This is a genomic window from Rhodococcus sp. T9N, assembly GCF_024436645.1.
Lineage (GTDB): Bacteria > Actinomycetota > Actinomycetes > Mycobacteriales > Mycobacteriaceae > Rhodococcus_F > Rhodococcus_F qingshengii.
Genome location: NZ_JAMSKS010000016.1, coordinates 106,042 through 128,601 on the forward strand (window position 1 = coordinate 106,042; position 22,560 = coordinate 128,601).

Below are 22,560 nucleotides of genomic sequence, written 5' to 3' on the forward strand. Positions count from 1 at the left end.
TCACTAATGAGCACCATTGGATTTATCGGACTCGGTCACATGGGTGGCCCGATGGCGGCCAATCTTGTCAAGGCCGGACACAAGGTCGTCGGTTTCGACCTGGCACCTGCGGCGCTGGAGCAGGCAGTCAAAGACGGTGCATCGGTGGCGGATTCGGCGGTCGACGCCGTTCGCGGTGCCGACGTCGTGATCACGATGCTGCCGAGCGGTAAGCACGTTCTGGGTCTGTACGAAGAGCTGCTGCCGGTGGCAACACCGGGCACCCTGTTCATCGACTGTTCCACCATCGACGTCGCCGACGCCCGCGAGGCACACGACAAGGCCGAAGCGGCCGGTCACCGCAGCGTCGACGCTCCGGTCTCCGGTGGAGTCGTCGGGGCTACCGCAGGCACGCTGGCATTCATGGTCGGCGGTTCCGAGGCTGACTTTCAAGCCGCGTCACCGTTGCTGGACGTGATGGGCCGCAAGGTCGTTCACTGCGGCGACGCCGGTGTCGGCCAGGCAGCCAAGATCTGCAACAACATGATCCTCGGCATTTCGATGATCGCGATCAGCGAGGCGTTCGTGTTGGGCGAAAAGCTCGGCCTGAGCAACCAAGCGCTCTTCGACGTGGCGTCCAACGCCTCGGGACAGTGCTGGGCACTGACCACCAACTGCCCGGTTCCGGGGCCTGTGCCCACCAGCCCGGCCAACAACGACTACCAGCCCGGCTTTGCTGTTGCACTGATGGACAAGGACCTGGGTCTGGCAGCAAATGCGCTGCGCAACAACGGCGTCGATGCAGAGATCGGACTCAAGGCAGCCGAACTCTACAGTCGCTTCCATGCCGCGGGCGGTGGCGGTCAGGACTTCTCTGCCATCATCAACGACATCCGTGACCGTTCGACCGAAGGACAGTAGTGACCGACTTCAACACCATCATCCTCGAGCGTAAGGGTCGCGTCGGCGTCATCACGCTCAACCGCCCGAAGGCTCTCAACGCGCTGAACTCCGAGCTGATGAACGAGGTCGTCGCCGCGGTTGCCGACCTCGAGGCGGACAACGGCATCGGAGCCATCCTGATCACCGGTTCCGAGCGCGCCTTCGCCGCCGGTGCCGACATCAAGGAAATGCAGTCCAAGACGTACATGGACGCATACGTCGAGGATTTCTTCACCCCGTGGGATCGCGTCGCAGCAGCTCGTAAGCCGCTGATCGCCGCCGTCTCCGGATACGCGCTCGGTGGTGGCTGCGAGCTTGCGATGCTCTGCGATTTCATCATCGCTTCGGATACCGCGAAGTTCGGCCAGCCCGAGATCAAGCTCGGTGTCATTCCGGGTATCGGTGGCTCGCAGCGCCTTACGCGCGCCGTGGGCAAGGCCAAGGCCATGGAGCTGTGCCTCACCGGCCGCAACATGGACGCAGAAGAAGCCGAACGTGCAGGCCTGGTTGCCCGGATCGTTCCGGCCGCCGATCTGCTCGACGATGCCTTGAAGACCGCAACCACCATCGCCGAGATGTCGCTGCCGATTGCGATGATGGCCAAGGAAGCAGTCAACCGCTCCTTCGAGACCACCCTCGCCGAGGGCGTCCGCTTCGAGCGTCGGGTGTTCCACTCGACCTTCGCGACGGAGGATCAGAAGGAAGGCATGACCGCGTTCGTGGAGAAGCGGTCGGCAGAATTCAAGCACCGCTGAATTTCAACAGCGCTGAAACTGCCCTCACACTCGTCGAGAGTGTGAGGGCAGTTTCTTTGTGTGTACGGGTGGTCGGTTCACCACTTGGTCGGTGCGCCGCCGGTGTCGAAGTCACCCGCAGTCTTGCGAAGTTCAGTGAGGATCGTCACCAATTGCTCGAGCTTGTCCTGCTGGAGTCCGGGGTGAGCGAACACCTTGCTGTTGAGCATTTCGGTCGCTTCGAGGGCCAGTGCGCGACCGGTGTCCGAGATCTCGATGAGCGTTGCACGGCGATCGCTGGGATGCGGGACCCGCCTGACCAACTCCGCTTTCTCCAAACGGTCGACGGCATTGGTGACGCTGGTGGGGTGAACCTGGAGTCGGGCGCTCGCCTTGGCCATCGGGAGTGCGCCCGACCTGGTGAAGGTGAGAAGCGTCAGCAGTTCGTAGCGAGCGAAGGTCAACCCGAGCGGCTTGAGTACCTCTTCGACCCGCGCCATCATGATCTGCTGCGCACGCATCACCGACGTGACCGCAGCCATACCGTCGGCGACGTCGCTCCACCCGTGCTCCGTCCACTGACGATGCGCCTCTTCGATGGGGTCGAGGGGGAGCGGCGCGGGGGGAGACATAGGTTCGATCATCCCATGCTGGCAAGCGGTCGGGTGCCTTGTCTGATTGTGTGTCGCAGCCGCTTACGTCTGTAGAGTCCCACGGGTGATTTCAATCCTCGTAGCGGGTGGCGTCTCGTTGTTCGTCGCGCTCTTCCTGACTCCGTTTCTCATTCGTGTGCTTTCGCGGCAGGGGCTCGGGCACGAGATTCGGATCGAGGGTCCGCAGAGCCATCAGGGCAAGCGTGGCACCCCGTCAATGGGCGGCATCGCGATCATCGCCGGCATGTGGGCGGGCTACCTGGCGGCACACATCATCGGATTCGGCTCGCGGCTACCGCGGCTGTCTGCATCCGGTTGGCTGGTTCTCGCGCTCGCCACGTCACTGGGAATCGTCGGCTTTCTCGACGACTTCATCAAGATCCGTAAGAAGCGCAATCTCGGGCTCAACAAGACAGCGAAGACCGTCGGTCAGCTGGCGAGTGCCATCATCTTCGGCATATTGTTCCTGCAGTTCTCCAACAACAACGGAGTCACTCCCGGCAGCCAGTACCTGTCCCATGTTCGTGACATCTCGGTGTTCTCCATGGGTGCCATCGGCTTTGTGGTCTTCTTCTGCATTCTGGTGTTCGCCTGGTCCAACGCCGTCAATTTCACCGACGGCCTCGACGGTCTCGCGGCCGGTTCGATGGGCATGATCCTGGGGACCTACGTCGTCATCGCCGGTTGGCAGTACCGGAACTCGTGTGTCCTCGAGCCTGCCGCCGGTTGCTACGACGTTCGTGACCCTCTCGATCTAGCGATCGTCGCTGCCGCAGCAGGCGGGGCGTGCCTCGGCTTCCTCTGGTGGAATGCCGCCCCGGCTCAGATCTTCATGGGCGACACCGGCTCCTTGGCACTCGGCGGCCTGGTTGTCGGCCTGTCCGTCACGACGCACACCGAGCTGCTGATGGTCATCATCGGCGCCCTGTTCGTCGCTGAGATCCTGTCGGTGATCATCCAGGTTCTGGTCTTCCGATCGTCCGGTCGACGCGTATTCAAGATGGCCCCGATCCATCATCACTTCGAGTTACTCGGTTGGCCGGAAACCGTCGTGATCGCAAGATTCTGGATCTTCGTCGCGATCTCGTGCGTCCTGGGACTTGCCACCTTCTACAGCGAGTGGTTCTCCGCTGCCGGTTAGACCGATTCACTCTTTCGGGTCGTAGCCAGAAGAGCGATCAGACCGAGCGACACACACGTCGTCATCGTGACGGCCAGGGCTGTGCTCGTGTTTCCCATTAGGCCGACGGCCGGCGCGATGGCCGCACCGACGCCGAACTGGAATGCACCGAGCATTGCGGCGGCAGTACCGGCCGCTTCGCCGTGACGAGCGAGCGCCAGTGCCGGGGCGTTGGGCAGAACGAACCCGATGGCACCGGCCATGACCCACAGTGCGATCACGAATCCGGCGAGCCCGCCCAGTTCCAGGACCGCGACAGCAATGACGACGGCCCCGGAGACAACGGCAGCCACGAGGGCCCACTTGGTGATCTGCTGGGGAGTCCACCGATCGAGCAGTCGGACGTTGACCTGCGAAGCGCCGATCAACGCAATCGCGCCCGCACTGAAGAGCAGCGCGAACTCCTGTTGATTGAGGCCGTACTGATCTTGATAGACAAACGACGCGCCCGAGACATACGCGAACAACGACGCCATGCCGACGCTGGATACGAGCGTGAGGACCATGAACGTGCGGTCGCCGAGCAGCGAACCGTAGGTACGGAGAACCGACGTCAATCCGCTCGGGCGACGCTTTTCCTTCGGCAATGTTTCGGACAGTCCGAACGCACCGATCATCGCTGTGCCGACGCCGATCAGTGCCAGGACGACGAAGATCCCGCGCCAGTCGAGGGCGACGAGGAGGGCGCCACCGATGCTGGGCGCCAGGATCGGCGCAACGCCGAGCACGAGCATCAGCCGGCTCATCACGACGGCAACGGTGTTACCGCTGTAGAGGTCGCGGACGATCGCCATGGTGACCACTGCCGCGGCCGCCGCGCCCATGCCCTGGAAAACCCGCAGGATGCCGAGGACAGCGATGCTCGGTGCGAAGACCGCCAGCAGCGAAGCCAGGATGTGCACACCGATCCCGGCGAGCAGCGGCTTCTTGCGGCCGAGAGTGTCCGAGAGCGGCCCGACCAACAGCTGTCCGAGTGCGAGGCCGATGAGGGTTCCGGTGATCGTCAGCTGAACCGTTGACGACGAGACTCCGAGATCGGCGCCGATATCCGGCAGCGCGGGCAGGTACATGTCGATGGTGAAGGGCCCGAGCGCGGTCATGGAACCGAGGGCAAGAATCTTCCCGACGCTCGGCTTGCGGTCGACACTGCTCGTATCCAGCGGGGCCGTCTCCAAGAGCGGAGCTGCCTTCACAGGCGGGGCGATGGCGGTGTTCTCGGCACTCATGAAACCTTCTGGGTTGTCTTGGTCTGGCGAACTGCTCGGTCGTTCGGTCGAAAGTCGGGCCGCAATCGAATGACCTGCGCCCACCGAGGGAGTCAGCATCGAGACTGACCGATTTGTTCCCGAAGGGCTCACGGTTTTCCCAGAGACTGGAACAGTTGGTGGGATTGCACTCGAATCATGCTGAGCGGAACTGTGGTTCGGCGCCGCGACTCGGGGCAGAGTTACTCACTGACGCGGGTGTGGCTGAGTGGCTAGGCACCGGCCTGCAAAGCCGTTCACACGGGTTCGAGTCCCGTCATCCGCTCGTGTCGGAGACCGGCAGGCATATCGCCTGCCGGTCTCTCTTGTGTGGTCCTGGTTCGCGGGGTTGGCTGCGATAGTCTGGGCTGCCGGAGCGAGCGGACCACATGAGTGAGGCACTGAATTGATTTCGGGACAGGACCTGCGATCGCGGCGCTTGCACGTGGGGATCAGTCAGTTCCAGTTCGCCCGCCAGGCGGGAGTCTCGTCAGCAGTCGTCTCCGCGTGGGAACTCGACAAGGCATATCCGAAGCCACCGGTTGAGCGAGCAGTCCTCACGGCCCTCTCGGCGTTGGAAGCGGCCAAGCGTGAGGGCACGTACGCGGCCCCCCGGAAGCGGTCGAGCGGTAGTACCCGTGCGCGTCGAGCGACACCGGTCAACGACCCCGCCTCGGTGGCCAGGCGTGCGGTCGCGGGGGCAGGAAACGGTGGCCCCACCGTATTGACGGCGTTCTCCGGTTGTGGCGGTATGGCCGAAGGCTTTCGGATGGCGGGGTTTTCGGTGGAGGGATACATCGAAGTCGTGCCGGAGGCGCGCGCGACCTTCGATCGGAACTTCCCCGGCGCGAAGTGCCTCGGTGAGGACATCCGGGCGATCGACGAAGCCCGTGTGAAAGATCTTCTGGCACAGGTGAATATCGATGTGTTGGCCGGGGGGCCGCCGTGTCAGGGTTTCAGTCTCGCCGGCCGGCGAGACCGCGACGATCCGCGCAACCATCTCTTCCGGAACCTACTCGAGCTCGCCGATCTGGTGAGGCCGAAGGTCGTGGTGATGGAAAATGTTCGGCTGCTGCTGAGCATGAAAGACCCGGACGGTGGGATGGTCGTCGACCGGATTCTCGGCGAGATGGCTGCATGCGGTTACGACGCGTCGGTCAACACGGTCAATGCGCAGGATTACGGCGTCCCGCAGTTCCGGGAACGAGTGTTCATCGTGGCGACCCGCCGCGACAGTGGTATCGGGCCGCTGCGTTTTCCGCCGAAGACTCACGGCGTGAATGGTGTTGCGCCGCTGAGGACTTTTCGCGATGCCACCGTCGACCTGGCCCCGCTGGAATCCGGGCAGGCTTGCGAGACGGACCCGCTGCACTGGGCCGTCGAGCATCCCGAGCACGTCTTGCGGTGGCTGCGTGATGTACCGGAAGGAATGTCGGCGCACGACAACGAAGATCCGGCCATGCGACCGTCGTCCGGGTACAACACGACGTACAAGCGCCTCCGGTGGGACGAGCCGGCGTCCACGGTCGGAACCACTTTCGGGATGATCTCGGCTTCACGCAACGTGCATCCGAAACACACGCGATCGTTGACCGTTCGAGAAGCTGCTCGCCTCCAGACCTTTCCCGACGACTACGTCTTCGAGGGCAAGTGGGGAGCGGTGCGCACGATGATCGGCAATGCGGTGCCGCCGCAGCTGGCGTCGGTACTGGCAGGAGAGATCAAGAAGGCACTCGGCTGAGATAGAGCACCTACGGAAAATGGGGCCGACGATGTCGGCCCCATTTCGAGTTACGCCCTGGCAGGGGTGTGGTGCAAGCGAATCAGCTGAGGTTGAGCTTGGCGATCAACGGCTGGACGACCTTGATGATGTCGATGACGGCGCTGAGGGTGTTGATGGAACCCATGTTTCGGTCCTCCGTGTCGTATGTACAGGTGTGTATGTACAAGGTTGTGTCTGCGTGGTGTTTCTGTACGACCTTGTGTCGCAGACACAAGTTAGCAAACTGGACGCTTGTTTGGGTCGAAATGACCGCTTTGCGCTGAAGTTGCTGAAAAGTTCACGGATTGTTCAGGAACGTAAACAAAAAACAGGCCGGACTCCCCGAAGTCCGGCCTGTCGATGACGCTTTGCGATCAGCTGAATGCCGAAAGTGCGCTGATGAGGCCGATGCCCGCAACTGCGACCTTGAGGACACTCAAGACGTCTTCGAGCTTGACACCCTCGGGCAATACGTTTTCGACAGACTCCATGTTGGATCCTTCATGTGTTGGGGTCGTGGTCCAGTGCCACTGCAAGCAAGATACCCAATCGTGACCACCTGTGAAACCCCGGCACGAAGATCACAGTTGTGTTGCGCCGGACTCACTGGCCGTCGCGGCAACGGTGGCTGCCACTATTTGCTCCACGCTGATGCCCGCTGCCGGTAGGCAGTGGTAGAAGATTCGTTCGCAAAGGTCGACCATTTCGCCTCGCTCGAGCGTCGGCTCGTCGATCCAGTTGACGACGATTTCCTCCATGAATGCCTGCCACCCGGCGATTGTCGCCTCCACGGTCGCGTTCGATTCGATGCCTAGATTCGTCAGCGCAGCGACGATCCACGTGGTGAAAGTGCGGCGCATGCCTCGGTAGATCGTGCGCATTCGAACGTCGCCACTGCCGGCCATACGCATCACGGCGAGGTAAATGGTGGGGTGCTCGATAACGGCGTCGACGAATGTCTCGATACCTGAGCGCAGCTGGGACGTGATGGGTAGCTCGGGATCCGGTCGCATTCGATCTTCGAGATCGGCCGAGGCGGCCTCGAGGATGGCGTTCTGGAAACCCTTCTTGTTCTTGAAGTAGTGGAACAGCAGTGGCGGCGAGACACCGGCCTCGGCTGCGACGCGATCCATCGACAGTTGGTCGAAAGGCTCGGTCCGCAGCATCTGTACTGCCACCTCGAGGATTTGCCTCTGACGGTCTTCGGGGGAGCGGGGGACTGCAGCCATTCCGTCATCTTATGTATTGGTTCGGAAGGTTCATTGACTTTTACTCAACGCTGTCTATAACGTGAGGTAACACATACGTGAGGTGAGGAGTCCGACAGTGTCTGCTTTCGACATCGTGGTCAACGACGGGTTGTGGTTCGACGGGACGGGGGCTCCAGGTCTGCGTCGTAATCTCGGAATTCGAGACGGCGTGGTCGCGGAGGTGTCCACGACGCGCCTCGAGATCGGGACGGACACAGAAGTGATCGACGCGGCCGGCAAATGGGTTCTCCCCGGCTTTGTCGACGTCCACACGCACTACGACGCCGAAGCCTTGGTCAGTCCAGGGCTTCCGGAATCGGTTCGCCACGGCGTCACGACGGTCGTGCTCGGCAATTGCTCGCTGTCGACGGTGTATTCGACGCCGCGCGAGATCGCGGATCTGTTCAGCCGGGTCGAAGCAGTTCCCCACGACGCGGTGCTGCGCATCCTCGATGCGAACAAGACCTGGACCGGTCCCGCGGCGTACACCGCCGCCCTCGAAGCCCTTCCCCTCGGACCCAATGTCGCGGCCTTCATCGGTCATTCCGACATCCGCACGCACGTACTCGGACTGGGGCGCGGCACCGACAAGAAGGTCAAGCCGACTCGCTCGGAACTCGGCCGGATGGGCTCGATGCTCGAGGACGCCATCGACGCTGGGATGCTGGGCCTGTCGTCGATGACCAATGCCCTCGACAAGATCGACGGCGACGAATATCGTTCTCGCTCTTTGCCGTCGACGTATGCACGGTGGAAAGAGTTCCGATTCCTCAATCGCATCCTTCGTGATCGCGGAAAGATCTTGCAGAGCGCTCCGACCATCAACCTGCATCCGAACGTCGCGGCGTTCTTCGCCGAAAGCTCGGCGATCGGACGCAAGAAACCGCTCAAGACGTCGCTGCTCTCCGGTGCGGATTCGAAGGCCTACCCGGTGATCGTGTACTTCATGCTCGCTGCGGCCCCACTGCTCAATCGCTTCGCGAAGACCGATTTCAAGTGGCAGCACCTTCCGGTTCCCTTCACCGTCTACGCGGATGGAATCGACCTGGTCGTGTTCGAGGAGTTCGGTGCCGGCGCCGCCGCTTTGCACCTCAAGGACCAGGTGGAGCGCAACGAACTGCTCCAGGACGAGTCGTACCGTCGCGCATTCCGTAAGGACTACGACAACAAGTTCTCACCCCGCATTTGGCATCGCAATTTCTACGATGCGGTCATCGTGGGATGCCCGGACGAGACGTTGATCGGCAAGAACTTCGGTCAGGTCGGTGACATCCGCGGAGTGCACCCGGTGGACGCGTACCTCGACCTGGTGGTGAAGTACGGGCGAGATCTTCGCTGGCGCACCACCATTGCCAATCACCGGCCCAAGTTCGCGAAGAAACTCGCCGCGAGTTCCGGTGTGCAGATGGGCTTCGGCGATGCCGGCGCGCATCTGCGCAACATGGCGTTCTACAACTACCCGGTGCGACTCCTCAAGCGCGTCAAGGACGCTCAGAGTGACCGCAAGCCGTTCCTCACCATCGAGCGCGCAATCCACCGCCTGACGGGCGAACTGGCGGACTGGTACGGCATCGACGCCGGGCATCTACGCCAGGGTGACCGCGCGGACTTCGTTGTCATCGACCCGGCCGGGCTCGACGAGTCGGTGGACGGGTTGTTCGAGGCAAAGGTTCCCGAGTACGGCGGGATCAGCCGGATGGTCAACCGCAGCGACGACGCAGCGGTCGCTACGGTGATCAACGGCCGACTCGTCTACCGCGAAGGTGAATTCGCCCCCGGATTCGGAATCGAAAAGACAGGTCAGTTCCTGCGTGCCGGTGAAAAGGCTCCGGTTACCAGGGCCGCGAAGACTAGCGTGGCGCTATGACTACACCGGCGGATCGCCTCACCTCGTACTCCCGGTCCGGGCTGACCTTCGACGTACGCGACGAAGGACCCGCCGACGGTCCGGTCGTGGTTCTCCTGCACGGGTTTCCGCAGGATTCCCGCTCATGGGATCACCTTGCGCCGTTACTGCACGCCCGCGGCTTCCGGACCGTCGCACCGGATCAGCGAGGGTACTCACCCGGCGCCAGGCCGAAAGCGCGCTGGGCGTACCGTGGGTCCGAACTCGCCGCTGACACTGTCGCACTGATCGACGCGCTCGCGGTGGGCAAAGTGCACCTGGTCGGCCACGACTGGGGTGCCGCAGTCGCATGGCAGGTGGCCGCCGAACGGCCGGACTTGCTCGATACCGTGACCGCGGTGTCGGTTCCGCACCCACTGGCGTTCGTCAAGGCGATGGTGACCAGCACACAGGGACTGAAGTCGTGGTACATGGGGGCGTTCCAATTACCCTTCGTCCCCGAGAAGATTCTGTCCTCCACGTCGGCAGGTGAAAAGTTCCTGATTTCGAGCGGGCAGACGCCGGAGAACGCGCGGCGCGATCTGAACGCCATGCTGGCTCCCGGTCGGCTACGCGGCGGTCTGAACTGGTACCGCGCGATGTGGATGACCAAGCCGAACCCCGCAACTGCCAGGGTCACCGTGCCGACCCTGCACGTCTGGAGTGACGGCGACGCCGCCATCGGCCCCAAAGGGTCTGCGCTCACCCCCGCGTTTGTCGACGGCCCGTACCGGTTCGAGGTTCTCAGCGGCGTGAGCCACTGGATTCCGGACGAGGCGCCGGTCGAGTTGGACCGACTGCTGGGTGAGCATCTCAGCAGCTGACCGCGTTTTGATCACTGAAGCCCCGCCGATCGGCGGGGCTTCAGTTGTCAGCAAGGTCGTCGGCCAGCGGTGGTCAGCGAGTTCCGAATCGCTCTTCCACCTGCTCCTTCGTCAGACCGAACTCCTCGAGCGTGTACTTGTGCGAAGGTTTGCGAGCACCCGAGCGGCTTTCCTCGTGCATGGCCTCCATCGACTGCTGCGCGGCAGCTGTCAACGGGATGTCGAAGTGCGTGTAGATGTTCTCGACGGTTCCCAGCGGATCGGTGACGAAGTCCTGATAGTCGACGTCGATGAACTGCGCGGGATTGTGGTGTGCGCGTGCACTGTCGAACTGCTCGAGCCCCCTGGCCCACAATTCGAGCTGACTTTCGCCGATCACCTTGTCGGTGAACGTGTTCGACCAACCCTCTGTCGCCTGGGCGGCCAGGCTGCACACCGACGGAATGATCGTCGTAGGGGAGCGGTGAGTCTGAATGACGAGCGCGTCGGGGTACGCCTCCATCAATTCGTCGAGCGCGAACAGGTGGCTCGGGTTCTTGAGGACCCACCGTCGATCCTGATCGGGCAGACCGATCAGCTGCAGGTTCTTCTTGTGTCGTGCATAGGCGTTCGACCACTCCTGGTCCTTCAGCCATGCGGAGTACGTGGGTAGATTGGCCAGACACTCGTACGACACGGACTTGAACGTCTGACGCAAGAGTTGCCAACATTCTTCGACTTCGCTGGCCGACATGTAGTGCACGCCCATGAATTCGGGATGCTCGACGTGGTGTTGACCGAATGTCTCCTCGATCTTGGCGAAGACCGGGTTCGATTCCCACGTATCGCGAGGCGGGCGAGGCTGAGGGAACTCGGTCAGCCACATCTCGAGGCCCTGGTGAGCCGGGTCGACCGTGAGGAGGCGGTGCAAGGCAGTGGTGCCCGTGCGTGGCAATCCGGTGACGAAGATCGGCCGCTCGATCTTGACGTCGGCGTGTTCCGGATGCTCCTTCCACGCCGATTCGCTGAGGAGACGGGCCACCAGGGCGCCGCGAAGGAATACCCGAGAGATCTTGCTGCCGAAGGGCGTCAGATCCTCGTCGCGGTCGTAAGACTCGAGGAGGACCGACAGAGCCTCGGTGTAATCGTCGACGCCGAAGTCCGTCAGGCCGGTCATCCGCGTCGCCGAGGCATGGAGATCCTCGACGGTGCCGACGTGAGTGCGTTCAGTCATGGTGCTCCTAGTGATGGAATTCGCCGCAGTTGACGTCGATGCATTGGCCGGTGATCGCGCTGGCCATCGGGGACGCCAGGAAGATCGCCGCATCGGATACTTCATCCGTCGTCGGCAGGCGCTTGAGGTCGGTGTTCGACGCAGTGTGCTCGTAGATCTGCTCGACAGTCATGCCGAACTTCTCCGCCTGGTGCGCGAAGTATCCCTTGAGGGTGTCACCCCAGATATAGCCGGGTGCAATCGAATTGACACGAATTCCCTGCGGGCCGAGTTCGGTGGCCAGGGACTGCGACATGGCGAGCAGGGCCGACTTCGCCATCTTGTAGCTGCCGTAACGCTCTTGCGAATGCCGCAACACCATCGAATTGATGTTCACCACGGAGCCGTCCGACTCGGCAAGTGCCGGCGTGAACAGCTGAGTCAGGCGCAACGCCCCGAGAACGGTCAGTTCGATGCTGTCGCGGATGTGCTGGTAATCGGTGCGAGCCAACGGTGTCATCGACGGAATCGAGAATGCATTGTTGATCAGAGTGTCCACTTTGCCGTAGGCGGCAATGGACTCGGCCACCAGATTCTCGGCGGAAGCCTGGTCGGTGATGTCGGTGGCAACGGTGACGGCGCGCCCACCGGCATCGACTATTTCTTTCGCAACGTCGTCGAGTCGCGATTGCGTACGTGCTGCGAGAACAAGACTCGCGCCGGCCGACGCACATCGAAGGGCCAGAGCGCGGCCGAGTGCCGGGCCGACTCCGGAGATGACTACTACACGGTCTTCGAGCAAGGCGGTCATGATTACCCCAGCATTCGGTTGTCGATGGCGGCCTGGCGCTGGGCAATGCGTGCTGCCCAGTCCTCGGCGGTGATGGCGTTGGTGTCGAAATGCGGCAGGTGCTTCGCAATATCTGCGACGGCGACGATTTCGACGGTGGGACCGTCCTGCGGCGTCAGCTCGCGGGACACGCGCTGCCAACGGAACTGCAGAATGCCGCGCGGATGTCCGACGGTTTCGATCCAGTTGGTGACACCGGGGTTCTTCTCGCTGACCACCATTCGAACCATCCCGTCCGGATCGACCTGTGCCTGGCCGTTGTTGAGGGAGGTCTGATGATTGACGTAGTCCAGTGAGATGTACCAGAGGCTCCCCAGTTGGAAGCCGAGATACGGTGCGTCGGAGGCGGGAACGGTGATGATCATCGCCTGCTCGTCGGTGAGTTCGTAATGTCCCACCGACGAGTACTGCGTTGCCAGCCCGCCCGGTGTCAGGCGTGGTTCGGTCATGGTGTTGACCGCGAGCTTGAGGTAGAACCACTCCGGGAACTGGAGCCACGTCTTGACCCGCGTGACCAGTGCCTTCCCAGCCCGGGCGTAACGCTTCTCGGTCTCTTCGGCGGTGAGAGGTGGCGGCGCGATCCCGATCGAATCGGTGCGCTCGATGCGGATCACGCCGCGCTGCTGACTCCAGTCGCTGTAGACCTCGCGAACAACCAGCTGCGAGGATCCGGGCGCCAGGGTGTAGTAGTTGGCTCGTCCGTCGGCGGGGCCGGGGCCGAACCAAGCGACGAAGTTGCCGTCGTCGTCTATCTCCAGCTCGCGGTCGTCGAAGGCGATTTCGCTTCCGGGAACGTTCGAGTTGGTGTAGTTCCCACTCAACACTTGGAAGCTGAGATCGGCTGTGGTGCCGCGCTTTCCGGTGACCTTGTATTCCTTGTCGTCGTTGATTCGGGCGCCGAAGTACAGAGTGTCGGGGTTGTCGAGGCCCATCTTGGTGAATGGTCCGGTGCCCTGGATGAAACTCGGATGGGTCTTTTCGCCGGCCCAGGCGGCATGCGTCGTCGCGATGATTCCGCCGGCCAGATATTGGTATCCCTCCAGTAGATCCTGTTCGGATCTGATGTGCGGCGCAGTCTCGATCAATTTCTCGGCTTCGGCGATCGCCTCGGCAAACGGGTCCGTCAGCACGCTGGCTCCTCACAGTTCCGACTATGTCGCCGGTCCAGAGCGTCGTGGTACAAATATGTACCTATTTGGTAGATGTTGGGTATTTCGACAATAGAACGCGTTCTAGGGAGTGGTCAATGGGTGGACCGGAGAAGACGCCTGAAGAGGGACGCCCGAGGGGGAGACAATCGCCTCCCACCGAACGGGTGGTTCAGGTGCTCGACTACCTCGTCGGCCGCCCTGATCAGCGGTTCGGGCTGTCGGAACTGGCCCGCGCGCTCGAGATCAGCAAGCCCACCTGCTTGGGAATCCTCACGGCGCTGGCTGATCGTGGATACCTGACTCGGGACGAGGTGTCGAAGACCTATGGGCTCGGTCCGGCCTTGATCGCGGCCGGACGTGCAGCTCAGCGAGGATTTGCCGTCGGACCCATTGCCCGTACCCATCTGGAGAAAGTGAGCACGGAGTTCGGGACGACGTGCACGGCGTCCGGTGTGATCGGTGATCAGATCAGCGTTCTCGAAGTGACCGGACCGATCGGCGCGCGTCGCGCTGCCAAGGTCGGTCAGGTGTACCCGTTCGCTCCGCCGGTCGGGCTGATGTACGTCCTCTGGGGTTCGGATCACGACATGGACAGTTGGCTGAGCAAAGAGCCGAGCCTGCCGGTGCGCTTGGATCGCGAGCGTCTGTGGAACGTGGTCCGCGAGTGTCGGGCTGCGGGATATCTGGTCGAGAGTCTGGATCCCGTCGGGCAGCGACTGCACACGCTGATGGCGGGCGTTGCGACGCACGATCTTCCGCCGGAGGTGCGTGAACTGCTCGGTGAGATGGTGTCGAGCCTGGGCGAGAGGGTGTATCTCGGACGCGACATCAGCTCTGACGACGAGCATCCCGTCAGTCTCATCGCGGCCCCGACCTACGACGCCGAGGGGCATCAGGCCCTTGTGCTGACACTTTATGTGGGTGGGGCGATCACGGGCGCCGAGATCGAGCGCCGCGCCGCGGTGCTGGTTGCGGCGGCGGATGCGGTGACGGCGGAAGTTGGTGGCAGGAGTCCGGTTCGCGGTCTGTGACGTCTTATTGCCGGTCATTGACCTTTGGGTAGAACGAGTTCTATTCTGTGATTGCGTTCAATTTAGAACCAGTCCGGTACATAAATGTACCGATGCGGAAATGGTGTTCCGCACGGAGTACGTGATGCTCAGGAGCGAAAGACATGGCAACACTCCAGACCCCGCCCGCCTACGAGTTGTCGCATCTGCGAGCACTCGAAGCGGAGGCGGTCCATATTTTCCGCGAAGTCGCAGCGACTTTCGAAAAGCCGGTCCTCCTGTTCTCCGGAGGTAAGGATTCCGTCGTGATGCTGCACGTAGCGGCCAAGGCATTCTGGCCTGCCCCACTGCCGTTCGCTGTGATGCACGTCGACACCGGTCACAATTTCGACGAGGTGATCGAATTCCGCGATCAGACGGTCGATCGCTTCAACCTGCGTCTTGTCGTCTCCAGCGTGCAGGACGACATCGACGCCGGTCGCGTCATCGAGGACACCGGAGTCGGTTCCAGTCGCAATCGCCTCCAGACGCACGCGTTGCTGCGCGGAATTCGCGACAACAAGTTCGACGCCGTGTTCGGTGGTGCTCGCCGAGACGAGGAGAAGGCGCGCGCCAAAGAGAGGGTGTTCAGCTTCCGGGACGAGTTCGGGCAATGGGATCCGAAGGTGCAGCGACCTGAACTGTGGAACCTGTACAACGGCAAACACCGTAAGGGCGAACATATTCGGATCTTCCCGCTCTCGAACTGGACAGAGCTCGACATCTGGCAGTACATCGAGAGCGAGCAGATCGACCTCCCCGGCATCTACTACGCCCATCGTCGCGAGGTGGTTCCACGCGACGGAATGTTGTTGGCACGCACCCGTTTCCTCGAGCTTCGCGCCGGCGAAGAGTCCTACGAGGCGTTGGTGCGCTTCCGTACGGTCGGCGACGCAACGTGTACCGGATGTGTCGAATCGTCGGCCGAAACACCGGGCGCTGTCGTGGAAGAAGTTGCGGCGAGCCGTATCACGGAGCGTGGCGCAACCAGGGCTGATGACCGGATTTCCGAAGCTGGCATGGAAGATCGTAAGAAAGAGGGGTACTTCTGATGCCGCAACTGCTGAGAGTCGCTACAGCGGGCAGTGTCGACGACGGAAAATCGACACTCATCGGCCGGTTGCTCTACGACTCCAAGTCGATCTTCGAGGACCAACTCGAGGCCGTGGAACGGAGCAGTCGAGAACGCGGCGACGAGTACGCCAACCTCGCGCTACTGACCGACGGATTGCGCGCCGAGCGTGAACAGGGCATCACGATCGACGTGGCCCACCGGTATTTCGCGACCCCTCATCGGAAGTTCATCATTGCGGACACTCCCGGGCACGAGCAGTACACCCGCAACATGGTGACCGGCGCGTCGACGGCCGATCTTGCCCTGATCCTGGTGGATGCTCGCAAAGGGGTGCTCGAACAGACGCGGCGGCACGCCTTCTTGTCCACTCTCCTGGGGATACCGCACCTCGTGCTGTGTGTGAACAAAATGGACCTCGTGGGCTGGTCTCAGGAACGGTTCGAGGAGATCAAGGAAGAATTCCGACAGTTCGCGATCAAGTTGGACGTCCACGACCTGACGTTCATTCCGGTCTCGGCGCTGTTGGGGGACAACATCGTTGCCCGGACCGAGAACATGTCCTGGTACGACGGGCCTTCTCTGCTGCACCATCTCGAGCAGGTGCACATCGCGTCGGATCGCAATTTGATCGACGCGCGTTTCCCGGTGCAGTACGTGATCCGTCCGCAGAAGCAGACCGACGCCGACCTCCACGATTTCCGTGGATACGCCGGAACGGTGGCCAGTGGCGTCTTCAAGCCCGGCGACGAAATCGTGGCTTTGCCTTCAGGATTCACCTCGACGGTGAAGGCAGTCCACGGGCCGGGTGGTGACGTGATCGACGAAGCGTTTGCGCCCTCGGCCGTATGCATCGAGCTGACCGACGACCTCGACGTCAGCCGCGGGGACCAATTGTGTCGGCTCAACAACCGGCCGCAGGTCGGGCAGGAAATCGATGCGATGGTCTGTTGGTTGACCGAACAGACAACTCTGTCGGAGAACAATCGCTACTCGTTGCTGCACACCACGCGCTCCACGAAAGCGCAGATCGTCAAGCTCGACTACCGGCTGGACGTCAATTCTCTGCACCGCGACGAGAAGGCAGAATCTCTGTCCCTCAACGAGATCGGCCGCATCTCGATCAAGACGCAGCAGCCGTTGATGTTCGATCCCTACCGCCGCAACCGCGTGACGGGCAGCTTCATTCTCGTGGACGAGACCACGGGCAATACCGTCGCCGCCGGAATGATCAATGGTCCGACACTCAAGGAATCGCGCGTCGTCTGGCACAGTTCGGAGGTTTCTCGCGAGGAACGTGCGACTGCCGGCGCCACCGTCTGGCTCACCGGTCTCTCGGCCTCGGGTAAGTCGACGATCGCGGTGGAACTCGAGCGGCGGTTGGTGGCCGCGGGTATCCCGGCGTACCGCCTCGACGGCGACAACCTCCGGCACGGATTGAACGCGGATCTGGGATTCAGTGCCGATGACCGCGCCGAGAACGTCCGCCGAGTCGGCTCGGTGGCGCAGTTGTTCGCTGATTCAGGTGCAGTGGCAGTGGCCTGCCTGATCAGCCCGTACCGCGCAGATCGTGATCGAGTGCGGGCGGCGCACGAGGCCGCCGGGCTGAAGTTCGTCGAGGTCTACGTCGACACCCCGATCGAGCAATGTGAAGCCCGAGACCCCAAGGGCATGTACGCCAAGGCCAGGGCCGGGGAAATCACGGGATTCACCGGAGTCGACGATCCCTACGAAGCTCCGACAAGTCCCGAGCTGGTGATCAGACCCGAAGACGGAACGCCTACCGAACTTGCGCTGCGAATTATGGAAGTGTTGGACCGGTGAGCGAATCCACACACAGCAGAATCGCCGACGAGGCACTCGCGGCGGAATTGGCGCAGGCCGCCGGTGCGATCCTCCTGGGGATCCGAGCCGAGGGTCTGGGTGTCGACGACGGTCGTGAACTGGGTCGCCGGGGCGACAAGGCCGCCGATTCCTACATCCTCGACCGGTTGGCTGCCGAGCGGCCGGGCGATGCCGTGCTCTCTGAGGAATCTGCCGACGATCGCAGTCGTCTGGATGCAGCTCGGGTCTGGATCATCGATCCGCTGGACGGCTCCAAGGAATACGGCTTGCCGAATCATGCGGATTGGGCAGTGCACGTGGCGCTTTGGGAGCGCGGTAGCGGAATTACCGCAGCCGCGGTTGCTCAGCCGGCGCTCGGAGCGGTGTACTCCAGTGGCGACGAGGCAGCTTCGGTTGCCGCCAACTCGCCGCTCCGCGTAGTAGTCAGCGGATCGCGACCACCCGCATTCACCGAAGCGGTGGCAGCCGAACTCGGCGCCGACGTGGTGCACATGGGATCGGCCGGCGCCAAGGCGATGGCGGTGGTGCGCGGCGAGGTCGACGCGTACCTGCACGCCGGTGGGCAGTGGGAATGGGATTCGGCTGCACCCGTCGGCGTCGCACAGGCGGCGGGACTGCATTGCAGCCGCATCGACGGTTCGCCGCTGCTCTACAACGAATCGCATCCGTACCTGCCGGATCTCGTGATCTGCCGACCGGAGTTGTCGGAGTCGATCCTGGGCGCAATTGCCAAGCACTCCACGGAGTCTGCGGTAAGCGGACGCGTCGCCATGGCGCGTGAATACGTGAACGCATTGCTCACTCATGACGCAAGGAAGGTCCGCTTCGCCGCCGACGCCTGGCGGGTCGAGAACGGTCAGCGAACCGGTGACAGCGGAGCCTTCATCAGCAACGAGCTCGAACAAGGCCAGCAATATCGCGGAATCGTGGCGATACGTGAACTCGCGCTGCGTGAGTGGGGCGAGAGCGTCGTAGCCCGGTATCTGCTCGACCTCGGAACACCTGGCCAGGCACCGGCCGTCACGGTTTTCGTGACCGAGTACTTCGGGATACCGGCAGGTGAGATCGAAAGCATCATGGCAATCATCGAACCCCACGGAGACGATTCGAAAGAGGCTGGCACACAATGACACCGGACAAGCTGGTCACCGAATTCTGCGCACTGTGGGCAAATGCCGATGTCGCGAAAATCGTCGAGTACTTCACCGATGACGTCGTTTATCACAACATCCCGATGGAGCCCGTGGTCGGTCGCGAGGCCGTCCGGGCGTTCATCGAGCAGTTTGTCGGTGCCTTCGGCAACATCGACTTTCAGATCAAGCGTCAGGTCGCGGACGGCAACACCGTCATGAACGAGCGCGTCGACGTCTTCACCATCAACGGCGCCGAGGTAGCGCTCCCGGTCATGGGGGTGTTCGAAGTCGAGGACGGAAAGATCAAAGCCTGGCGCGACTATTTCGACATGGCACCGATCAATGCGGCAGCCGGCCAGGCCTGATCGGGGCGCCTACTCCGCGATGAAGGCGTGCGGGTAGTCCGCCGAACGGTGCTGGAAACGCGTAATGGCGGGATTCACGATGACGCCGTCACGGATTTCGATGGCGCGGTCGACGGTCTCGTCTGCCTTCCAGGCCGTCTCTCCTGCCATCACAGTGGGCAGGTAGGGAAGAAGTGATTCGCTGATCTCCCACGACGCGGAGTTCCACAGGTATGACGGACTGTGGTCGACACCGTAGTAGGTGATGTTGTCACCGACGATGAAGGTCGGCTCGGCAAACGAGGTGGGGCGAGCCCAACTGAAGCCCATGCCTTCGTCGCACGATACGTCCACGATGAGGCTGCCGGGTTGGAAGTCCATGAGGTCTTCCTCGGTCAGGAACGTCAGTGGGGCGTCCGTGTTCTGCAGTACGCAGTTGACGACGATGTCGTGCTCGGCCAAGAAACCGGGCACCGGCACGCTGTGGTTGTCGAGCATGACGTGGCTGCCACGGACGTCACCGTTGTTGTTGTCGAACGAGACCATGCGCGCCGAGTGGATGGGGGAGCTGACGGCGGTGACTCCACGCTGGGTGAGGACGTCCACTTCGTGGATACCGTGCGCCTTGAGTGCTGTGACCGCGCCGCGTGCAGTGGCTCCGAAACCGATCACGGCAGCGGTGAGACGCCGGCCGTAGTCACCGGTGGAACCGATCAACTGCAGGGCGTGCAGTACCGAGCAATAACCGGCGAGCTCGTTGTTCTTGTGGAACACATGCAGATTGAACGATCCGTCGCTGTGCCAGAAGTTCATGGCCTCGAAGGCGATGAGAGTCAGTTTCTTGTCGATCGCGATCTGTGTCAGTTCGGTGTCCTGGACACAGTGCGGCCAGCCCCAGAGAACCTGACCTGATCGTAGCTCGGCGAGGTCACGCACCAACGGCTTCGGTAGCAGAACCACATCGGTTTCCGCCAAAATCTGCTTGCGCGTGCGGATTCCGGCAACGAGGCGCGAGAGGTAGTCGTCGGAGTAGCCGAAGGGGTGACCGTAGCCTTCTTCGAGGTAGATCCGAGAACGTAGTTCGGCATCGATGCGATCGAAATGCGCAGGATGGATCGGCAACCGGCGTTCTGCCGGTTTGCTCGACTGTCCGATGACTCCAAGGGTGCGTGCGTTGTTCAATTGTGTATCTCTCGATAGGAGCAGGTAGAGATGTCAGGCAGGAGCCTGAGGGACTAGCAGAAGCCGCAGGAACGCTGGCAGATTGCCTCGGCCAGGACCGCGTGAAAGCGTGCTGGCTGCGCTGCTGTCGATCGCCGACGGCAACAGAAAGGCGCGTCGGTATGTGCTCAGTCTAGTCCGGAACGGCCCTCACCCGGTGGCCGGGCGCTGTGTTGTGCTCCGCTGACGTGTGGCTACTGCTCGCGCAGGCGTGAATCCAGTACGGCCAGTTGAATTTTGCTGGCGTCCGCGTGTACCTGACGTCCTTTGTCGGTGACGTCGACGAAGACTCCGCGCCGGTCGGCCTCGCACAGTGCTCGCTGAACCAGTCCGGCCTTCTCGAGACGGGCCACGCTACGGGAGAGCGCGCTGGGACTCAGGTACATCTCCGAGGCAAGCTCCTGCATGCGTGGACGTTCGCACGTGGCGTCCATGAGTCGGTCGAGAGCCTCGAAGTCGCTCATGCTCAGCCCATGCGCCGACTGCATCTGGCGATCGAGTTCGCACGCGATGTCGTTGTAGCTGGTCGACAGCGAGCGCCAGGTGTTGCGCAATTCGGATTCCGACGTCACGACCGCATTCTAGTTGAAGACTCGATTACGTGCAATTGCATTAAATGCTTGTGCATTATGTGCATGTGCATCTATTCTCGCTGACGTGACTTGCACAGACTCGACACTCAAACCATTCGATTCGCCGGACGCCCCGGTTTCTACGGAATCCTCGGATCCGGCCACAGGGGAGGGCTGGTCCCTCAAGCTGTGGGGCATCCTCGCGGTGCTCTGCCTCGTGTTGTTCCTCGACGGTCTCGATGTGTCGATGGTGGGCGTCGCGCTTCCGTCCATCGGCAATGAACTGGGCCTGTCCACTACCTCGCTGCAGTGGATCATCAACGGCTACGTCCTCGGATTCGGCGGCCTGTTGCTACTCGGTGGACGTACCGCCGATCTTCTCGGGCGCAGGAAGGTCTTCCTGATCGCACTGACCGTGTTCGCAATCGCCTCGCTGGTCGGTGGCCTTGTCGACAACGGAACACTGCTGATCGCATCACGATTCGTGAAGGGATTGGCTGCGGCCTTCACCGCTCCGACCGCAATGTCCATTCTCACCACGACGTTCAAGGAAGGTCCGGCCCGTAACCGTGCGCTGTCGGTGTTCTCCGTGTTCGGCGCCAGTGGTTACTCGTCCGGTCTGATCCTCGGTGGGCTGTTGACCAGTGCCGGTTGGCGATTCACGTTCCTGATGCCGGTTCCGTTTGCCGTCATCGCGCTGATCGGTGGGTACCTCCTCATTCCGCGGGACCGTCCCGCAGATACCGGGGGACACGACCTCGTCGGCGCCGTCACCCTGGTGACGGGAATGCTTCTCACGGTGTACACGATGGTTTCGGCTCCGACCCGTGGATGGGCACACCCGATGACGCTGGGTTCGTTCGCTGTCGCAGCCGTGCTTCTGGCGACGTTCTTCTTCGTGGAGAAGAAGGTGGCGCATCCGCTTGTGCGACTTGGGCTTCTGCGCGTCGGCACCATCGTTCGTGCAAATCTGGCCATCATCGCGCTCTTCGGTTCCTACCTGAGCTTCCAGTTCATGATGACGATCTTCCTGCAGTCGGCCCTCGGCTGGTCGCCCCTGAAGATGGCGATGGCACTGCTGCCCGCGGGCATCATCGTCGCATTCGGATCGCCGTTCGTCGGACGGCTGGTCGACCTGTACGGCAGTGCCAAGCTCATCATCGCGGCACTGACCTCGCTCAGCGTCGGGTACCTCTGGTTCCTCTTCGCGGGCAGCGATTCACCGTCGTACGTCGTGGCGATTCTGCCGAGCGTCATCCTGCTCGGACTCGGATTCGCGCTGGGGTACACCTCGATCATGGCCCAGGCCACCTCGGGTGTCGACGACTCGGAGCAGGGTTTGGCGTCCGGGCTGGTGAACACCTCCGCTCAGGTCGGTGCGGCGCTCGTGCTCGCTCTGACCACTGCCCTCGTGACCGCTGGATCGCACACCGCGTCCGGCGCCGGTACCGCCGGATTCGAGCAGTTCCATCCCGGACTGATCCTGGTTACCGGAGTCGCGCTGGTGGGCTTGGCGATCACCGTCTCGCCGCTGTTACGTGGAAGGTCGCAGCGGGGAAGATCCGTGCGTGAAAGGCGCGCTGAGGGCGAAAAGGAATTGGCCGAGGTCAACTGAATACTTGCTTCATCCGCGAATGCGCTCGGCCGCGTAGGAGACAATCCTGCGCGGCCGAGTTGC

21 protein-coding genes and 1 tRNA gene are annotated in these 22,560 nt (G+C 62.3%); 13 read left to right on the top strand and 9 right to left on the bottom strand.

All coding sequences use genetic code 11. The features are described 5' to 3' along the window. Positions 1–6: 6 nt before the first annotated feature. Together mmsB and M1L53_RS23740 are read left to right on the top strand one after the other, a co-directional pair. The gene (mmsB, locus tag M1L53_RS23735) at positions 7–900 is read left to right on the top strand and encodes a 3-hydroxyisobutyrate dehydrogenase (RefSeq protein ID WP_003941308.1); all 894 of its coding nucleotides are present in this window, start codon (positions 7–9) and stop codon (positions 898–900) included. Then, positions 900–1,676: an enoyl-CoA hydratase gene (locus M1L53_RS23740; protein WP_003941374.1), complete on the top strand. Its 777-nt coding sequence runs from the start codon at positions 900–902 to the stop codon at positions 1,674–1,676. Before mmsB ends, M1L53_RS23740 begins: the two co-directional genes overlap by 1 nt. A gap of 77 nt (positions 1,677–1,753) precedes the next feature. Here M1L53_RS23740 and M1L53_RS23745 read toward each other — a convergent pair whose 3' ends face one another. Beyond that, complete coding sequence (locus tag M1L53_RS23745) at positions 1,754–2,287, bottom strand: MarR family winged helix-turn-helix transcriptional regulator (RefSeq protein WP_054187333.1); 534 nt, start codon at positions 2,285–2,287, stop codon at positions 1,754–1,756. 85 nt (positions 2,288–2,372) lie between these two features. Here M1L53_RS23745 and mraY point away from each other — a divergent pair, with 85 nt between their 5' ends. Then, the gene (gene mraY, locus M1L53_RS23750; protein ID WP_003941316.1) at positions 2,373–3,449 is read left to right on the top strand and encodes a phospho-N-acetylmuramoyl-pentapeptide-transferase; all 1,077 of its coding nucleotides are present in this window, start codon (positions 2,373–2,375) and stop codon (positions 3,447–3,449) included. On the opposite strand, the gene M1L53_RS23755 is transcribed toward mraY, so the two are convergent. Further along, positions 3,446–4,714, bottom strand: a complete 1,269-nt coding sequence (locus tag M1L53_RS23755) for a multidrug effflux MFS transporter (RefSeq protein WP_142006224.1) — start codon at positions 4,712–4,714, stop codon at positions 3,446–3,448. The genes mraY and M1L53_RS23755 overlap by 4 nt on opposite strands. A 233-nt stretch (positions 4,715–4,947) precedes the next feature. Between M1L53_RS23755 and M1L53_RS23760 the strand changes: the two genes are divergently transcribed. Further along, positions 4,948–5,018: transfer RNA gene (locus M1L53_RS23760), tRNA-Cys, on the top strand. Between the two features lie 159 nt (positions 5,019–5,177). Continuing rightward, the gene (dcm, locus tag M1L53_RS23765; protein WP_054187334.1) at positions 5,178–6,473 is read left to right on the top strand and encodes a DNA (cytosine-5-)-methyltransferase; all 1,296 of its coding nucleotides are present in this window, start codon (positions 5,178–5,180) and stop codon (positions 6,471–6,473) included. 82 nt (positions 6,474–6,555) lie between these two features. On the opposite strand, the gene M1L53_RS23770 is transcribed toward dcm, so the two are convergent. After that, positions 6,556–6,681 (bottom strand): hypothetical protein, encoded by a 126-nt coding sequence (locus M1L53_RS23770; RefSeq protein WP_003941303.1) that lies wholly within the window; start codon positions 6,679–6,681, stop codon positions 6,556–6,558. A 394-nt stretch (positions 6,682–7,075) separates the two neighbouring features. Further along, entirely contained in the window at positions 7,076–7,723 is a 648-nt protein-coding gene (locus tag M1L53_RS23775) for a TetR/AcrR family transcriptional regulator (protein WP_054186755.1), read from the bottom strand. A gap of 97 nt (positions 7,724–7,820) precedes the next feature. On the opposite strand from M1L53_RS23775, the gene M1L53_RS23780 reads away from it, so the two are divergent. Together M1L53_RS23780 and M1L53_RS23785 are read left to right on the top strand one after the other, a co-directional pair. Then, positions 7,821–9,611, top strand: coding sequence for an amidohydrolase family protein (locus tag M1L53_RS23780; RefSeq protein WP_054186754.1), 1,791 nt, complete (start codon positions 7,821–7,823; stop codon positions 9,609–9,611). After that, positions 9,608–10,453, top strand: coding sequence for an alpha/beta fold hydrolase (locus tag M1L53_RS23785; RefSeq protein WP_054186753.1), 846 nt, complete (start codon positions 9,608–9,610; stop codon positions 10,451–10,453). The genes M1L53_RS23780 and M1L53_RS23785 overlap by 4 nt, the downstream gene beginning before the upstream one ends. Before the next feature lie 73 nt (positions 10,454–10,526). Here M1L53_RS23785 and M1L53_RS23790 read toward each other — a convergent pair whose 3' ends face one another. From M1L53_RS23790 to M1L53_RS23800, 3 genes are read right to left on the bottom strand one after another with little or no spacing between them, the layout of a single operon-like run. Beyond that, complete coding sequence (locus M1L53_RS23790; RefSeq protein WP_003941406.1) at positions 10,527–11,666, bottom strand: sulfotransferase; 1,140 nt, start codon at positions 11,664–11,666, stop codon at positions 10,527–10,529. 7 nt (positions 11,667–11,673) lie between these two features. Beyond that, complete coding sequence (locus M1L53_RS23795; RefSeq protein WP_054186752.1) at positions 11,674–12,456, bottom strand: SDR family oxidoreductase; 783 nt, start codon at positions 12,454–12,456, stop codon at positions 11,674–11,676. 2 nt (positions 12,457–12,458) lie between these two features. Next, positions 12,459–13,625, bottom strand: a complete 1,167-nt coding sequence (locus tag M1L53_RS23800) for a hypothetical protein (protein ID WP_030537322.1) — start codon at positions 13,623–13,625, stop codon at positions 12,459–12,461. 116 nt (positions 13,626–13,741) lie between these two features. Between M1L53_RS23800 and M1L53_RS23805 the strand changes: the two genes are divergently transcribed. The 5 genes from M1L53_RS23805 to M1L53_RS23825 all read left to right on the top strand — a co-directional run bounded on the left by M1L53_RS23805 (position 13,742) and on the right by M1L53_RS23825 (position 19,110). Continuing rightward, the gene (locus tag M1L53_RS23805) at positions 13,742–14,677 is read left to right on the top strand and encodes a helix-turn-helix domain-containing protein (protein WP_047270168.1); all 936 of its coding nucleotides are present in this window, start codon (positions 13,742–13,744) and stop codon (positions 14,675–14,677) included. A gap of 143 nt (positions 14,678–14,820) precedes the next feature. Next, a complete protein-coding gene (gene cysD, locus M1L53_RS23810; RefSeq protein WP_003941285.1) occupies positions 14,821–15,747 on the top strand; it encodes a sulfate adenylyltransferase subunit CysD in 927 nt (308 codons plus the stop codon). Continuing rightward, positions 15,747–17,591, top strand: coding sequence for an adenylyl-sulfate kinase (gene cysC, locus M1L53_RS23815; RefSeq protein WP_042923180.1), 1,845 nt, complete (start codon positions 15,747–15,749; stop codon positions 17,589–17,591). The genes cysD and cysC overlap by 1 nt, the downstream gene beginning before the upstream one ends. Further along, positions 17,588–18,742 carry a 3'(2'),5'-bisphosphate nucleotidase CysQ gene (locus M1L53_RS23820; protein WP_054186751.1) on the top strand — a complete coding sequence of 385 codons (1,155 nt, stop codon included), beginning with the start codon at positions 17,588–17,590 and terminating at the stop codon, positions 18,740–18,742. The genes cysC and M1L53_RS23820 overlap by 4 nt, the downstream gene beginning before the upstream one ends. Then, on the top strand, positions 18,739–19,110 hold the full coding sequence (locus M1L53_RS23825) for a nuclear transport factor 2 family protein (protein ID WP_054186750.1): 372 nt from the start codon (positions 18,739–18,741) through the stop codon (positions 19,108–19,110). The genes M1L53_RS23820 and M1L53_RS23825 overlap by 4 nt, the downstream gene beginning before the upstream one ends. A gap of 9 nt (positions 19,111–19,119) precedes the next feature. Here M1L53_RS23825 and M1L53_RS23830 read toward each other — a convergent pair whose 3' ends face one another. Continuing rightward, positions 19,120–20,271 carry a N(5)-(carboxyethyl)ornithine synthase gene (locus tag M1L53_RS23830; RefSeq protein WP_054186749.1) on the bottom strand — a complete coding sequence of 384 codons (1,152 nt, stop codon included), beginning with the start codon at positions 20,269–20,271 and terminating at the stop codon, positions 19,120–19,122. Between the two features lie 233 nt (positions 20,272–20,504). Continuing rightward, positions 20,505–20,882 carry a MarR family winged helix-turn-helix transcriptional regulator gene (locus M1L53_RS23835; RefSeq protein WP_003941367.1) on the bottom strand — a complete coding sequence of 126 codons (378 nt, stop codon included), beginning with the start codon at positions 20,880–20,882 and terminating at the stop codon, positions 20,505–20,507. Positions 20,883–20,967: 85 nt separating this feature from the next. Between M1L53_RS23835 and M1L53_RS23840 the strand changes: the two genes are divergently transcribed. Beyond that, a complete protein-coding gene (locus M1L53_RS23840; protein WP_054186748.1) occupies positions 20,968–22,497 on the top strand; it encodes an MFS transporter in 1,530 nt (509 codons plus the stop codon). Positions 22,498–22,560: the final 63 nt, after the last annotated feature.